Here is a 13,873-nt window from a genome sequence, read left to right as displayed (position 1 = left end):
TTCCCTTCCCATTTCGATTCCACGCAGCCGGGTTTGGCTGTCTCCAACTGAAGGATTGGGAGAAAATGAACACATCTGCATTGATCCGTCCGGCCTGGACGCCGGCAACCATCGCACTGATGGTGATCGGCTTCATGGTGTTCTGGCCGCTCGGCCTCGCCATGCTCGCCTACATCATCTGGGGCGACCGGCTTGAAGGCTTCAAGCGCGACGTCAACCGCGCCACCGACGGCATCTTCGCCGGCTGCCGCCGCAGTTCCGACAAAGCGGCGCGCTGGGGCCACGGCTCCGCCCGCACCGGCAACGTCGCTTTCGACGACTGGCGCGAAAAGGAACTCGAGCGGCTCAATGAAGAGCGCCGCAAGCTCGACGAGATGCTGAGCGAGTTCGACGAATATGCCAGGGAACTGCGTCGCGCCAAGGACCAGGAAGAGTTCGACCGCTTCATGGCGAACCGCAACAAGTCGACGTCGCCTACAACCGGTGGATCAACCGGTTCGACGGGGACCGGCAAACGCGGTGGCAAATCCACGCCAGGCCTACTAGACGAGTAAGGCACTTGCCCCGATAAATAATCAAAAAACGGCGTCGCGTCAGCGGCGCCGTTTCTTTTATGTTCTATTCGTTTTCCTCGAATCACGTATCGTCCCGCCATGTCATTCGGCTTCTTCCGCAACCTGACCAAACCCAGGCCCGCCCCCGTCGTGGAGCGAGAGCATTGTGTTGCCGGCCGCACGCTGCCGCTCAAGATCGTCGAGAGCGACCGGGCGCGGCGCCTGACGCTGCGCATCGATTCCGGCGGCCGTAGCCTGCGCATCACCGTGCCGCCGGGCTTGCGCCGTGGCGAGGTCGAAAAATTCCTGGACCGCCATCAGGACTGGCTGGAGCAGCGGCTGGCCAAGGTGCCCAACCGGCCGCAGGTGCGGCCCGGCATCAAGGTACCGGTGCGCGGCGTGCCGCATCGCATCGTTCATGAGCCCTCGAAACGCGGTACCGTCACGCTGTCGTGCGACGAACGCGGTCCGCTGATGATCGTGCATGGCGATCGCGTGCACCTGCCGCGCCGCATCGCCGATTTCCTCAAGCGCGAGGCCAAGCGCGAGATCGAGCGGTTGGTGGTCAAGCACACCGGGACGATCGGCAAGCGCGCCAAGGCGATCCGCTTCAAGGACACGTCGAGCCGCTGGGGATCGTGCACCTCAGATGGCAATTTGTCCTTCTCCTGGCGCATCATGATGGCGCCGTCACCGATTATAAACTACCTCGTCGCGCATGAGGTGGCGCATCTCAAGGAGATGAACCACGGTCCGAAATTCTGGAAATTATGCGAGCAGCTTTGCCCCGACACCGAGCGCTGCAAGGATTGGCTCAAGCGCAATGGCGGCGCGCTGCAAGCGATCATGTTCGAGTAGATCGCCCGATTAATCGTCGTTGGCAGCGTTGAGCTCTTCAGGACGCAAGCCTTCGTCGGTATGGCGCGGCCATGGCAAGAAATTCTTCTCGAAGGCGTCGTTGCTGAAATAGTCGAGCGCGCGGTGTGCCTCGGCGCCGTTGAAGGCGGCCTTGTCCATCAGATGCGCGATGACCTCGCGAGCCTGCGCGATCTTTTGCTTGAGTTGGGCGACGGTTTCGTCTGCCATGCTTGTTTGCTCCCGCCTGTACTATCTGAAGTAAGGTAGCGCGTTCCGCGCTGGTGGCAAACAGGATGCTTTTTCTCGACTCTTTTGCCGTTTCGTGCCAATCCCCGCGCCATGGCGCTCGACATCAAGATATGCGGACTGAACACCGACAAGGCATTGGCCGCGGCATTGGCCGGCGGCGCCAGCCATGTCGGCTTTATTTTCTTTGCCAAAAGCCCGCGCTATGTCGAGCCGGCGGAAGCCGGCCGCTTGCGTGAAGCAGCGACCGGCAAGGCCAAGGCGGTTGCCGTGACGGTCGATGCCGGCGATGCGTTTCTGGATGAAATCGGCGGGAAAATGCGCCCGGACATGCTGCAGCTGCATGGTTCGGAAACGCCTGAGCGGGTGGCTGAGCTCAAGGCCCGCTATGGCCTGCCGGTGATGAAGGCGCTGTCGGTCAGCGAGGCTGCCGATCTGGAGCGGATAAAACCCTTCATCGGCATTGCCGACCGTTTCCTGTTCGATGCCAAGCCGCCGAAGGGTTCGGAACTGCCGGGCGGCAACGGCGTTGCCTTCGACTGGCACATTCTGGCCGGCCTTGACGCCGGCGTCGATTACATGCTTTCCGGTGGGCTGAACGCCGCCAATATCGGCGATGCCCTTCGGCTTGCCAACCCGCCCGGATTAGACATTTCCTCGGGCGTGGAAAGCGCGCCGGGCGTCAAGGATCCGGCGCTGATCGAACAGTTTTTCCGGGCCGTCAGGGCAGCACGCGACAACCGCGCCGCCTGACCGTGCTTCAAACCACAAGCTAGGAGATCGGCGATGGACAAGCCGGCGCTACCCAATTCCTTCCGCACCGGACCCGACGAACAGGGCATGTTCGGCATCTTCGGCGGTCGTTTCGTTGCCGAAACATTGATGCCGCTGATCCTCGACCTCGAGCGGCACTGGAACGAGGTCAAGGACGACCCGGATTTCAAGGCCGAGCTGACTGACCTTTCCACCCACTATGCCGGCCGGCCGTCGAAGCTTTATTTCGCCGAAGGCCTGACCAGGCATCTTCGTGAGGTTTCCGCGGCGAAGGGCCTCGGGGGCGGCGCGAAAGTCTATTTCAAGCGCGAGGATTTGAACCACACCGGCTCGCACAAGATCAACAATTGTCTCGGCCAGATCCTGCTGGCCAAGCGCATGGGCAAGAAGCGCATCATCGCCGAGACCGGCGCCGGCCAGCACGGCGTGGCGTCGGCCACGGTGGCGGCGCGTTTCGGCTTTCCGTGCGTCGTCTATATGGGCGCCACCGACGTCGCCCGGCAAAGCCCCAACGTCTTCCGTATGAAGCTTTTGGGCGCCGAAGTGCGGCCGGTGACCGCTGGACACGGCACGCTGAAGGACGCCATGAACGAGGCCCTGCGCGACTGGGTGACCAATGTCGAGGACACCTACTACCTGATCGGCACTGCCGCCGGCCCGCACCCCTATCCGGAGCTGGTGCGCGACTTCCAGTCGGTGATCGGCACCGAGGCGCGCGCGCAGATCCTCGAGCAGGAAGGCCGGCTGCCGGACACGATTATCGCTTGTGTCGGCGGCGGCTCGAACGCCATCGGCCTGTTCCATCCCTTCCTCGACGACAAAGAGGTCCGCATCATCGGCATCGAGGCCGGCGGCCGCGGCCTCGACGGCATCGAGCATTGCGCCTCGATGAGCGCCGGTGCGCCCGGCGTGCTACACGGCAACCGCACCTATCTCCTGCAGAACGCCGACGGGCAGATCATGGACGGGCACTCGATCTCGGCCGGCCTCGATTATCCGGGCGTCGGGCCGGAGCATTCCTGGCTGCGCGACTCGGGCCGCGTCGACTATGTGCCGATCCTGGATGACGAGGCGCTGGAGGCGTTCCAGCTGACGACGCGCGTCGAAGGCATCATTCCGGCGCTCGAATCCGCCCACGCCATTGCGCATGCGGTGAAGATCGTACCCGCCATGGGCAAGGACCAGATCGTCATCGTCAACCTGTCCGGCCGCGGCGACAAGGACGTTCATACGGTAGCCAATATGCTGGGCATGGAGATCTGATCATGACCACTCGCATCGACCGCCGCATGGCCAAGCTGAAAGCCGAAGGCCGCCCGGCGCTTGTCACCTATTTCATGAGCGGCGACCCGGACTACGACACCGCTTTGTCGATCATGAGGGCGCTGCCCAAGGCAGGCGCCGATATCATCGAAATGGGCATGCCGTTTTCCGATCCGATGGCCGACGGCCCGGCAATCCAGGCGGCCGGCCTGCGCGCGCTGAAAAGCGGCCAGACGTTGGTCAAGACGCTGAAGATGGCGTCGGAGTTCCGCGCCGGAGACAATGAAACGCCGATTGTGCTGATGGGCTACTACAATCCGATCTACATCCACGGCGTCGACCGCTTCCTCAGGGATGCGCTGGCCAGCGGCATAGACGGGCTGATCGTCGTCGACCTACCGCCGGAAATGGATGAGGAATTGTGCATTCCGGCGCTGAAGGCCGGCATCAATTTCATCCGGCTGGCGACGCCGACCACCGACGACAAGCGCCTGCCCAAGGTGCTGCAGAACACCTCCGGCTTCGTCTACTACGTGTCGATGACCGGCATCACCGGCTCAGCACTTGCCGACACCGGCAAGGTCGCGGCGGCAGTCACGCGCATCAAGGGCCATACCGACCTGCCGGTCTGCGTCGGCTTCGGCGTCAAGACCGCCGAGCAGGCGCGCGTAATCGGCGCCAATGCCGATGGCGTCGTCGTCGGCACCGCGATCGTCAATGCGGTCGCCAATGTTCTGGGGCCGAAGGGCGAAAAAACCGCCGACCCGGCCGAGGCGGTCGCCACGCTGGTCAGCGGGCTTTCGCAAGGCGTGCGTGCGGCTCGCCTTGCTGCCGCCGAATAGTCTTCCTACCTCTTCGTCAGGACAGGAGCCGAAGCGATGAACTGGATCACCAACTACGTTCGCCCGAAGATCAATTCGATGCTCGGCCGGCGCACCGACATGCCTGAGAATCTCTGGATCAAGGATCCGGAGACCGGCGAGATGGTCTTCCACAAGGACCTGGAGCAGAACCAGTTCGTCATCCCGTCCTCCGGCCACCACATGAAGATCTCGGCCAAGGAGCGGCTGAAATTCTTCTTCGACGACGGCAAATACGAGACGCTCGAGAACCCCAAGGTCGTGCAGGACCCGCTGAAATTCCGCGACGAGAAACGCTACACCGACCGGTTGAAGGACGCCAAGGCCAAGACCGGGCTGGAGGACGCGATCATCAATGCGCTGGGGACCGTCGAGGGCCTGCCGGTTGTGGTGACCGTGCAGGACTTCGCCTTCATGGGTGGCTCGCTCGGCATGGCCGCCGGCGACGCCATCGTTCGTGGCTTCGAGGTCGCCTTGCAACGCAAGCGCCCGCTGATCCTGTTCGCAGCGTCCGGCGGCGCCCGCATGCAGGAAGGCATCCTGTCGCTGATGCAATTGCCGAGGACCACGATCGGCGTCGATCGGCTGAAGGAGGCCGGTCTTCCCTATATCGTCGTTCTGACCAACCCGACCACCGGCGGCGTCACCGCCTCCTACGCCATGCTGGGCGACGTGCACATCGCCGAGCCCGGCGCGCTGATCGGCTTTGCCGGACCACGCGTCATCGAGCAAACCATCAGGGAAAAGCTGCCCGACGGCTTCCAGCGCTCCGAATACCTGATGGAGCACGGCATGGTCGACATGGTGGTGTCGCGGCTGGAGATGCGCCAGACGATTGCACGGCTCCTGAAAATGCTGCTCAAGCTGCCGGAAGAGCAAAAGCCGCTGGAACCGGAAATCCTGCCGCCGGCGACGATCCCGACGGAAGCACGCCCGCAAGCCTGACGCGACATCCTTCGTCGCGAACCGCGATTGCGCGCCACCTGTGGCGCGCCTAGGATTCTCCCATGACCACGCTTGCCGCTGACCGCGAAATCGAAAGCCTGATGTCGCTTCATCCGAAGGGCTTCGATCTTTCGCTCGACCGCATTTCGCGGCTGCTGGAGCGGCTGGGCAATCCGCAGGACCATCTGCCGCCGGTCATCCACATCGCCGGCACCAACGGCAAGGGCTCCTGCGCCGCGTTCTCGCGGGCGCTGCTCGAAGCGTCCGGCCACCGCGTCCATGTCCACACATCGCCTCATCTGGTGAACTGGCATGAGCGCTACCGGCTGGCCGCGGACGGCGGCGGCAGGCTGGTCGAGGACAAGGTCTTCGCCGACGCCATCGCCCGCGTCGCCAAGGCCAATGAAGGCCAGAAGATCACCGTCTTCGAAATCCTCACTGCCGTCACCTTCCTGTTGTTTTCCGAACATCCGGCGGATGCCGTCATCATCGAGGTCGGCCTCGGCGGCCGCTTCGACGCCACCAATGTCATCACCGAGCCAGCGGTGTCGGTGATCATGCCGGTCTCGCTCGACCACGAATCCTATCTCGGCGACCGTGTCGAACTGATCGCCGCCGAAAAGGCCGGCATCATCAAGCGCGGTTGCCCGGTGGTCATCGGCGCGCAGGAAAGCGAGACGGCGCTTCAGGTGCTTATCGAAACCGCCGAGCGGCTCGACTGTCCCGCCTTCGTCTATGGCCAGGATTTCCTCGCCTTCGAGGAAAACGGCCGCATGGTCTATCAGGATGAAGACGGATTGATGGACCTGTCGCCACCGCGGCTGCCGGGTCGCCACCAGTTCGCCAATGCGGCGGCGGCGATTGCGGCGGTCAAGGCTGCGGGCTTCGAGATCAGCCATCGCGTCGCCGACAGGGCGATGGCCAATGTCGCCTGGCCGGGGCGGATGCAGAAGTTGCCGCAAGGCAGGCTGACAGAACTGGCACCGAAGGGCGCCGACATCTGGCTCGACGGCGGCCATAATCCGGGTGCCGGCGTGGTCGTCGCCGAGGCGCTGGCCGAGCAGGAGGAAAAGAACCCGCGGCCGCTGTTCCTGATTTCCGGCATGATCAACACCAAGGATCAGAGCGGTTATTTCAGCGCCTTCAAGGGTCTGGTGCGGCATGTCTACACGGTACCGGTGAGCCTCAGCGAGGCCAGCGTGCCAAATGACGAACTGGCGGTCCGCGCCGTCGAGGCCGGCCTTTCGGCCGAACCGGTGAGCTCCGTCGCCAATGCATTGATGCTGTTGCGCGACACATGGGACGGACCGCCGCCGCGCATCCTGATCAGCGGTTCATTGTACTTGGCCGGCGCGGTGCTAGCCGAAAACGGCACGCCGCCGACCTGATCCATTCTGCCGGAACTCCGATGCCAAGAGGCCAGAGCAATTCCCGGGAAAAGCGCGTAGCGCTTTCCCTAGGGAATTGCATAAAAACAAATACTTAGAGCGGTTCGACGGTTCTATCAAAAGCTGAACGCCCTAGAACGCGGGAGCGATTGCCAAGTCATTGCGCTTCTCACGACAGTCTGCCTTCGTCGTCGATCAACGCGAGCCGCCACGGAGGATCATCGCCCCATTTCCATAGAACGAGGTTGAGATCCGTCTCGACAGCGCCGGCCGCAAAGCTGCGAACAAGCATGGCCGGATAGCCCTTCGCGATCAATCGGCGCGCCAAAGCCTGCGTCCTTGCTTCTCCGCTTGCCTGCATCTGATCCCGCCATGCGCTATCGGCAAGAGCTGTTGCATCCAACCCTTCTTCCTTGAGCGCTGCCTCGTCCCGGCTGTCGAAAACACTTGCGATTTCGGCGTCATAGGAAACGAGCGTCGTCGGCTGGAGATTGCCGACCTGGTTGGCCTCGCGCAGAGCGGTTATGACGGTTAGCGACGTATAGAGCGCCGGCGTGCCCTTCGGGTTGAATCGCCCGCCAAACATTGCGGCGCCGCGCCCCGAGAGCGGTTCACGTGCGTAGATTGGGTTGATCGCCCGAAACAGTTTGCCGCGGTAATGCATCAGCTGTGTCAGGTGTGAACGCCGGCATCGATCGCATCGACATATTCAAGCACCTCAGTGGCCCGCCCGCCGCGCACAAGCTGCATGGCCGTCTGTCCCGAAAAGCCGGGCAGAGGCTCGGAACGGTACCAGGCATACGCCATCAGCGCGGAGCCAAAGCGCGGTTCGACCTTGTTGATGATTTCAACCATCTCGCGCAGGCGGCGCTGCGTCCTGTCGGAACGGATGCGTTCCTTGCGCTGGACGGCGTCGCGACCGAGCCCGGCAGTCCGGGCCACTTCCTCGCTGGTGGTGCGCAGCGCCTCGGCAATTTTTCGTGGGACAAAGAACCCACCGTCCGCGTACTGGACCAGAGCCATTTCAGCCTTCCTTAACGCACATTCTGACGCAATATAGCGTCAATATGAGTGGCATTCAAGGCGAGCCCTTCCCAAGATACGGTCCTGCCTCAACCGGCGAAGTTGCGAGGGTCTGCTCCCGCGTTACTTCAGCTCGATCTCGATGAAGGCATACTCGCCCTCATTGGCGCTGATGACGTCGTGCTCGACGCCTTCCTTGCGGAAATAGGGCGCGCCCTTTTTCATCTCGGCAAAGGATTCGCCGTCCTTGGTCAAGAGCTTCAGCCTGCCGTCCATCAGCGGCACGATGACATAGTCGTGGCCATGACGGTGCCAGCCGGTGTTGTCGCCCGGCGCGAAGCGGTATTCGGTGACGATGACGCGCTCATTGTCGATGAAGACGGTTGCCTTGGCGGATCCGGTCATATCGTTCTCCTGCTTTAAGCCAGACAAGAACATGAGGCGGCAAGTGGCGAGTGCCAGATCGGCGGATCGGTGACGCCACGCAAAAGCCCGGCGCGAGGCCGGGCTTGATTGCAGAGATTCAGGGTCGGATCAGGCGAGATTGCCGTTGATCCAGTGCGACAGCGCCGTCTTCGGTGCGGCACCAACCTTCATGTCGGCCATTTCGCCGCCCTTGAAGATCATCAGCGTCGGGATCGAGCGTACGCCGAACTGCGCGGCCAGCTCCGGATTCTCGTCGATGTTGAGCTTGGCGATCTTGACCTTGCTGCCGAGTTCGATGGCGATGTCTTCCAACGCCGGCGCGATCATCTTGCACGGACCGCACCATTCCGCCCAGAAATCGACCACGACCGGCTCCTTGGCGTCAAGCACATCGGTCTGGAAATTGCTCTTGTCGACCTTGACGGTGGCCATGCGAAAATCCTTTCGAGAGTTATTGTCGCACCAAATGTGGTGGTGATCGTGCCCTTCTTCAAGCAGCTGTTGTGTCACGCTCCCGTGAGTCGGGCAAGGGCATCGTCCATCGCCGCCGGCGGCAGTTCGATCAGCCGTGGCGCTTCCGTGAACAGCACCGCCGCCGAGACCTCATGCCGGGGGTAAAGCGGCTGGAGCAGCGCGCGATAGAGCGCGAGCTGCAGGACATAGGCCGGCGGAACGTCCGCCAGCGCCATTGGCGCCGGCCGGTTGGTCTTGTAGTCGACGATCGACACCTTGCCTGATGTGACCGCCAGCCGGTCGATCTTGCCGGAGATGGAGCGTAATTTGCCCTTGATCTCCAGGCTGCCCATGACCGCGACTTCGGCGCGCGACGATGATGCGAACAGCTGTTCGAAGCGGCTGTCGGCAAGGATCGCCGCCACCGAGGCCAAGGCCTTGTCGCGCTCGGCATCAGACCATTGCGACCCGGCGCGCTTGAGGTAGCGTTCCGCGGCCTCCCGCCGTTCGGCCTCGGCAATGCCGGGCAGCATCTGCAGCAATTTGTGCAGCGCCAGCCCTCGCATCACGGCAAAGCCAGGCTCCGCCTCGGTGTCCAGCACCGGCGAGCCGGTGTCGATCACGGATTCCTTGGCCTCGTCGATCAGCGCCGAGGCGCCGGACGGCGACAGCGGCCGCGGCAGATCTTCGAAGGGCGGCAGGGGCTGGAACAGGCTCTTCGGCAATGGGTCGAACTGTGTCGTCTGCCGCGCCTCTTCGGCGGCCGCCTGTGCGACCGGCGGCAGTTTTGTCACGTGAAACCGATGCACGGTCTCGCCGGTGGCAGGGTGCTGCCGCTCAGCGCTTTCGGGGGCGCCGACCAGCGCGCGGCTGACGATCGAATGCCAGGTGCCGACGTTCGGTGCCCGCTTGCCATGATAGCCGCAGACGATCAGCCGGTCCTCGGCGCGGGTCATGCCGACATAGAGCAGCCGACGATATTCGTCGTCGGCCAGCTCGCGAGCGCGAACCGAAGCGGCCCGCGAAAATCCATTGGCAACATCGCTTGCCGAGCGCCAGAGATAGCCCTTGCCGTCCCAATGGTCGCCTGAGCCATCGAACGGCATCAGTCGCGGCAGATGCTGGTCGCTGAACGGGGCGGAACCGCCATCGACCAGGAACACGACAGGCGCCTCCAGGCCCTTTGCGGCATGCACGGTCATGACGCGAACCTCGTCGCGGGTCTGGTCCATTTCGCGCTTGATCTCGGGGCCGGCATTTTCCAGCGTCGACAGGAAGGATTCCAGTCCCGGCAGGCCGGTCCGTTCCTCGGCCAGGCAGAAGCTCAGGAACTCGTCGAGGATGTCGCCGGCTTCCGGCCCGAGCCGTGCGATCATTTTCTTGCGCAGGCCGTCACGGGCGAGAGCCCCGGCATAGAATTCGAACACCGGCTTGAATGCGGCTTCATCAGACCATGTGTCGAGTTGGGCAACGATTGCGGCCAAGGCAGCGCTTTCGCCGGCTTGCTTACGCAGCGAAGCGACCAACGAGAGACCGGACGGCCGCTCGCCCGCTAGCGCGAAAAGCATCTCTTCCGAAACATCGAAAATCGGGCTGCGCAGCACGGCGGCAAGCGACAGATCATCCTGCGGCTGGATGAGAAAGTGACCGAGCGCGATCAGATCCTTCACCGCGATATGGCCGGGCAGGCTGAGCCGGTCGGCGCCGGCGACCGGGATGTCGCGGCGCTTCAGCGCGCGCGTCAGCGCATGGACGAAACGATCGCGCTTGCGCACCAGCACCAGCACATCGCCGGGTCTAAGCTTCTTGCCGCGGCCTTCGATGATCTCGCCGGCGCCGATCCAGCCGGCAATGGTCGCCGCCACGTTTTCGGCAACGCGCACCGCCGGCGCATGGGCGTGGTCGACGGCTTGCGTCCAGTCGTCGGGTTCGTCGACGACATCGGCGCCGATCGACGGCCAGACCTCGACATAGCCCGGCGCATCGGTACGGATCGCCTTGTGGTTCAGCGGGTCGGGATCGTGACTGATGCCGCGCCGCACGACCGGGTCGGCAAAGACACGATCCACCGCCGCAAGCACGTCGTCGGTCGAGCGGAAGGACCAGGTCAGCTTGAGATCGGCGAAGGCGGCGTTGGCGTCGCGCACCCTTCCGGCAAACAGAAGCCTTGAGTCGGCGAAGGAATCAGGCGCCGCTCCTTGAAAGGAATAGATCGACTGCTTTTCGTCGCCGACGGCAAAGACCGTGCGGTGGACCATGTCGCGCGCACCGAGCCCGGCAAAGAACTCTTCCGCCAGCCGCTTCACCACTTCCCATTGGTCGGGACTTGTGTCCTGCGCCTCATCGAGCAGGATATGGTCGATGCCCTGGTCGAGCTTGTATTGCACCCATGGGCCGGCATCAGGCCGTGCCAGGAGATTGACCGTTCGGGTGATGAGGTCGTTGAAATCCAGGAAGCCACGGGCGCGCTTCAAGTGCTCGTAACGGGCGATCAGCCAGTCGGCGATGGTCAGCGCGGCACGTGTGCCCTCCAGCATCCTGAACAAGGCCAATCGGTCGGAAATTTCGAGAATCGCATCGGCCGCTGAGAGATAGCGCTCGGCAAGATCGGGCAGCCGGTCGAGCAACGCCTTCTTGAACGTCTTTGCCGGCTCATAAGGCTCGCCATCCGCCCGCAGGAAAGCTTTTGCCAGCAGATGCAGCCGGCGAACCGGATCATTCTCGGCGAAGGCAAGACGCGCATAGGGCAGAAGATTGTTCAGCACGATGCGGGCATCGGCGGCTTCGGCGGCGCGGGCAAAGGTGATGAAATAGTCCGGCAGGAAGCCCGGCAGCGGCCATACGGACGCCGCCAAGCCTTCGGCGGTGATGCCGGCACGAAACTTGAACTCGTCGAACAGCGCCCGGAAGCCATCGCCACCGGCCGCGCTGATGAAGGCACGCAAGCCGTCGCGCTTGCGCACGATCTCGGCCAGCAACGCGTCGAGCCCATGTTCGCCGCCGCGTTCCAGAATGGTGGCGAAAGCCTCGGCCAGCCCTGCATCGCCGGCAGCCGTGCCCGAGATCATGTCACGACGCGCGGCGGCGAAGAGCGACGCCTCCATCTGCGGATCGAGCATTTCGAAATGGGCCGGTATGTTGGCTTCCAGCGGAAACTGGTGCAGCACCGATTCGCAGAAGGCGTGGATGGTCTGGATCTTCAGCCCGCCCGGCGTCTCCAGCGCCTCGGCGAACAGCCGGCGCGCGCGGCGCATGGTTTCGTGATCGGGTTGGCGACCATCCAGCGCCTCTATCTTCGCCGCCAGCTCGACGTCGCCAAGCGCCGTCCATTCCGACAGCGTCGAAAACACCCGGTTCGACATGTTGGCGGCGGCGGCGCGGGTGTAGGTCAGGCACAGGATCTTCGATGGATCGGTGCCGCGCAGCAAGAGCCTGATGACGCGCTGGGCCAGCACATGGGTCTTGCCCGATCCGGCATTGGCCGACACCCAGGCGGAGTTTTGCGGGTCGGAGGCGCTTGCCTGGCTGATCGCGGTGTCGGTCGGGATAGGATAGGCCTTCTTCATGCCTCCGCTCCCTCATCGTCGGCGTCGCCGCCGGCAGACCATTCGAGCACGCGGGCGAGATGGTCGTAATCGCCATCGGTCTCGCCCTCGCGAAACGGCAGCGCCCGCGACAAATATCCGGTCGTCGGGTCGGCGTAGTGGATCAGCAGTTTTTCGAGCCGCGCCCAGGCCTCCTCGGCGAGGTCGGCGGCGGTTCGCGGCTTGCGGTTGTATTCGAGGATGGATTCCTCGAATACCTCGCCGTTCGGCTTCAGCCTGATGAAGGCCAGCTGCGACGGCTCGCGCGCGCCGAGCCCCTTGAAAGCGCCGCGCCTGAGCAGCGCGCCCTCGAGCGCCAGCTGCGGCGAAAGCAGGGTGTGTGCCTGCGCCTTGGACGGCGAGGAGCCGGTCTTGTAGTCCAAGATGTCGGCCATGCCGCCGGCCAGGAGATCGACACGATCGGCGTAGCCGGACAGCGTCACGCCGGACTGACCGACGCCGGTTTTCTCCGCGCGTTCTTCGGCATGCCGCATTGTCACGGCAAGGGCGCGGCCGCGTTCCCATTCGATGATCCCTGCCGCGAGCTTTTCGAAGCGCGGCCACCACACCGCCTCGACATCGGGAGGAAGGGCCGCCTCGGCAAAGCATTGGCGGCCGGCGGCGATGAGGCCGTCCAGCGCCTCCGCCACAAGCGGATCGGCCACTGTCCGCGAAAAAAGATGCAGGATGGCGTGAAACAGCGTGCCACGTTCGGCGGCGCCGGGGTCGCGAATGACAGGGTCGAGCGGCATCAGGCGGAGGATCCTCCTGGCGTAGATCGCGTAAGGGTCGCGGCGCAGCGTCTCGATCTCGGTGACCGAGAAATGCTGCGGCCGCACAGCCAGCGGCGGCTTCGGCTGCGGTCGCGGCGCGAAGTCTCTTCTCTCGCCGGCATCGAGCGCACGGGCCCAGGACAGGAATTCATCACCACGCCGGCGAAGCACTGCCGCATGGTCCTTGCCGATGAAGGTCAGGAGGCGCTGCAGCCAGCGCGACGGCACCGCCGGTGCGTCGCCCGAGCGGGCGGAGCGCGCCAGCACCACTTTCTTCGCCCCCATCGCCATCTGGAAATCATGGGCGGCCAAGCCGATGCGCCGTTCGGGCGGTTCGAGATCGATACCGGTCTTCATCAGCCGCGACATGAAGCGGTCGCTTTCCGGCTTGCGCGGCCACACACCTTCGTTGAGCCCGCCGACGACCAGCGTGTCGACGCTCTGCAACCGGGCTTCCAGCGCGCCCCAGATGGCGATGTTCCTGTCGGTGCCTCGTGCCGGCTTGACGGTTTCGGGCGCGATCAGCGCCTCCATCACGTCAGGCCATTCGTCCGCCGCGAAGGAGAACGACGCCGAGGCAGCGACCTGCCCGCGCAAGAGCTCGGCGAGCTTTTCACCAGCGTCGCCCGCATAGAGTTCGCTCACGCTGCCATCCGCGGTGCGGCCGAGACCTTCGAGCGCGACGACGCTGGCCCGGGCCAATTCGGCAAGATCGCCTTCGGCTTG

14 protein-coding genes are annotated in these 13,873 nt (G+C 63.9%); 7 read left to right on the top strand and 7 right to left on the bottom strand.

What is annotated here, in order from left to right; genetic code table 11:
* The first annotated feature begins 65 nt into the window (after positions 1-65).
* Together EOC93_RS13470 and EOC93_RS13465 are read left to right on the top strand one after the other, a co-directional pair.
* Complete coding sequence (locus tag EOC93_RS13470; RefSeq protein ID WP_095484456.1) at positions 66-554, top strand: DUF2852 domain-containing protein; 489 nt, start codon at positions 66-68, stop codon at positions 552-554.
* 99 nt (positions 555-653) lie between these two features.
* Positions 654-1,412, top strand: a complete 759-nt coding sequence (locus EOC93_RS13465) for a M48 family metallopeptidase (RefSeq protein WP_127204852.1) — start codon at positions 654-656, stop codon at positions 1,410-1,412.
* Positions 1,413-1,421: 9 nt separating this feature from the next.
* Here the strand turns inward: EOC93_RS13465 and EOC93_RS13460 are convergent, their stop codons facing one another.
* Positions 1,422-1,640, bottom strand: a complete 219-nt coding sequence (locus tag EOC93_RS13460) for a hypothetical protein (protein ID WP_127204851.1) — start codon at positions 1,638-1,640, stop codon at positions 1,422-1,424.
* A gap of 111 nt (positions 1,641-1,751) precedes the next feature.
* On the opposite strand from EOC93_RS13460, the gene EOC93_RS13455 reads away from it, so the two are divergent.
* From EOC93_RS13455 to EOC93_RS13435, 5 genes are all read left to right on the top strand, one after another.
* The gene (locus EOC93_RS13455) at positions 1,752-2,411 is read left to right on the top strand and encodes a phosphoribosylanthranilate isomerase (RefSeq protein WP_127204850.1); all 660 of its coding nucleotides are present in this window, start codon (positions 1,752-1,754) and stop codon (positions 2,409-2,411) included.
* A gap of 33 nt (positions 2,412-2,444) precedes the next feature.
* Positions 2,445-3,695 carry a tryptophan synthase subunit beta gene (trpB, locus tag EOC93_RS13450; RefSeq protein ID WP_127204849.1) on the top strand — a complete coding sequence of 417 codons (1,251 nt, stop codon included), beginning with the start codon at positions 2,445-2,447 and terminating at the stop codon, positions 3,693-3,695.
* A gap of 2 nt (positions 3,696-3,697) precedes the next feature.
* Positions 3,698-4,537, top strand: a complete 840-nt coding sequence (trpA, locus tag EOC93_RS13445) for a tryptophan synthase subunit alpha (protein ID WP_127204848.1) — start codon at positions 3,698-3,700, stop codon at positions 4,535-4,537.
* A 36-nt stretch (positions 4,538-4,573) separates the two neighbouring features.
* Positions 4,574-5,500, top strand: coding sequence for an acetyl-CoA carboxylase, carboxyltransferase subunit beta (gene accD / locus EOC93_RS13440; protein ID WP_127204847.1), 927 nt, complete (start codon positions 4,574-4,576; stop codon positions 5,498-5,500).
* 62 nt (positions 5,501-5,562) lie between these two features.
* Positions 5,563-6,888, top strand: coding sequence for a folylpolyglutamate synthase/dihydrofolate synthase family protein (locus tag EOC93_RS13435; RefSeq protein WP_127204846.1), 1,326 nt, complete (start codon positions 5,563-5,565; stop codon positions 6,886-6,888).
* Positions 6,889-7,057: 169 nt separating this feature from the next.
* Here EOC93_RS13435 and EOC93_RS13430 read toward each other — a convergent pair whose 3' ends face one another.
* From EOC93_RS13430 to addB, 6 genes are all read right to left on the bottom strand, one after another.
* Positions 7,058-7,552 (bottom strand): RES family NAD+ phosphorylase, encoded by a 495-nt coding sequence (locus EOC93_RS13430; protein WP_127204845.1) that lies wholly within the window; start codon positions 7,550-7,552, stop codon positions 7,058-7,060.
* A gap of 8 nt (positions 7,553-7,560) precedes the next feature.
* Positions 7,561-7,911, bottom strand: coding sequence for an MbcA/ParS/Xre antitoxin family protein (locus EOC93_RS13425; protein ID WP_127204844.1), 351 nt, complete (start codon positions 7,909-7,911; stop codon positions 7,561-7,563).
* Positions 7,912-8,034: 123 nt separating this feature from the next.
* Positions 8,035-8,316 (bottom strand): cupin domain-containing protein, encoded by a 282-nt coding sequence (locus EOC93_RS13420; RefSeq protein WP_127204843.1) that lies wholly within the window; start codon positions 8,314-8,316, stop codon positions 8,035-8,037.
* A 129-nt stretch (positions 8,317-8,445) separates the two neighbouring features.
* Positions 8,446-8,769: a thioredoxin gene (gene trxA / locus EOC93_RS13415; RefSeq protein WP_027152031.1), complete on the bottom strand. Its 324-nt coding sequence runs from the start codon at positions 8,767-8,769 to the stop codon at positions 8,446-8,448.
* Between the two features lie 74 nt (positions 8,770-8,843).
* Positions 8,844-12,356 carry a double-strand break repair helicase AddA gene (addA, locus tag EOC93_RS13410; protein WP_127204842.1) on the bottom strand — a complete coding sequence of 1,171 codons (3,513 nt, stop codon included), beginning with the start codon at positions 12,354-12,356 and terminating at the stop codon, positions 8,844-8,846.
* Positions 12,353-13,873: double-strand break repair protein AddB (gene addB, locus EOC93_RS13405; protein ID WP_127204841.1), on the bottom strand; the 1,521-nt coding region annotated here is incomplete at its 5' end. The genes addA and addB, both read right to left, overlap by 4 nt.

The sequence above is a fragment of the Mesorhizobium sp. M6A.T.Ce.TU.002.03.1.1 genome (genome assembly GCF_003997275.1).
In the GTDB taxonomy this organism is placed as follows: domain Bacteria; phylum Pseudomonadota; class Alphaproteobacteria; order Rhizobiales; family Rhizobiaceae; genus Mesorhizobium; species Mesorhizobium mediterraneum.
Note: the sequence above shows the minus strand (reverse complement) of the source record. Positions and strands in the feature narration are given on the sequence as shown.

Bases quoted from the DNA above. Each gene is read 5' to 3' on its own strand.
- EOC93_RS13465 (WP_127204852.1), top strand. From the start codon at position 654: ATGTCATTCGGCTTCTTCCGCAACCTGACCAAACCCAGGCCCGCCCCC.
- trxA (WP_027152031.1), bottom strand. From the start codon at position 8,769: ATGGCCACCGTCAAGGTCGACAAGAGCAATTTCCAGACCGATGTGCTT.
- EOC93_RS13430 (WP_127204845.1), bottom strand. From the start codon at position 7,552: ATGCATTACCGCGGCAAACTGTTTCGGGCGATCAACCCAATCTACGCA.
- EOC93_RS13455 (WP_127204850.1), top strand. From the start codon at position 1,752: ATGGCGCTCGACATCAAGATATGCGGACTGAACACCGACAAGGCATTG.
- EOC93_RS13435 (WP_127204846.1), top strand. From the start codon at position 5,563: ATGACCACGCTTGCCGCTGACCGCGAAATCGAAAGCCTGATGTCGCTT.
- EOC93_RS13425 (WP_127204844.1), bottom strand. From the start codon at position 7,911: ATGGCTCTGGTCCAGTACGCGGACGGTGGGTTCTTTGTCCCACGAAAA.
- addA (WP_127204842.1), bottom strand. From the start codon at position 12,356: ATGAAGAAGGCCTATCCTATCCCGACCGACACCGCGATCAGCCAGGCA.
- trpA (WP_127204848.1), top strand. From the start codon at position 3,698: ATGACCACTCGCATCGACCGCCGCATGGCCAAGCTGAAAGCCGAAGGC.
- EOC93_RS13460 (WP_127204851.1), bottom strand. From the start codon at position 1,640: ATGGCAGACGAAACCGTCGCCCAACTCAAGCAAAAGATCGCGCAGGCT.
- EOC93_RS13420 (WP_127204843.1), bottom strand. From the start codon at position 8,316: ATGACCGGATCCGCCAAGGCAACCGTCTTCATCGACAATGAGCGCGTC.
- accD (WP_127204847.1), top strand. From the start codon at position 4,574: ATGAACTGGATCACCAACTACGTTCGCCCGAAGATCAATTCGATGCTC.
- trpB (WP_127204849.1), top strand. From the start codon at position 2,445: ATGGACAAGCCGGCGCTACCCAATTCCTTCCGCACCGGACCCGACGAA.
- EOC93_RS13470 (WP_095484456.1), top strand. From the start codon at position 66: ATGAACACATCTGCATTGATCCGTCCGGCCTGGACGCCGGCAACCATC.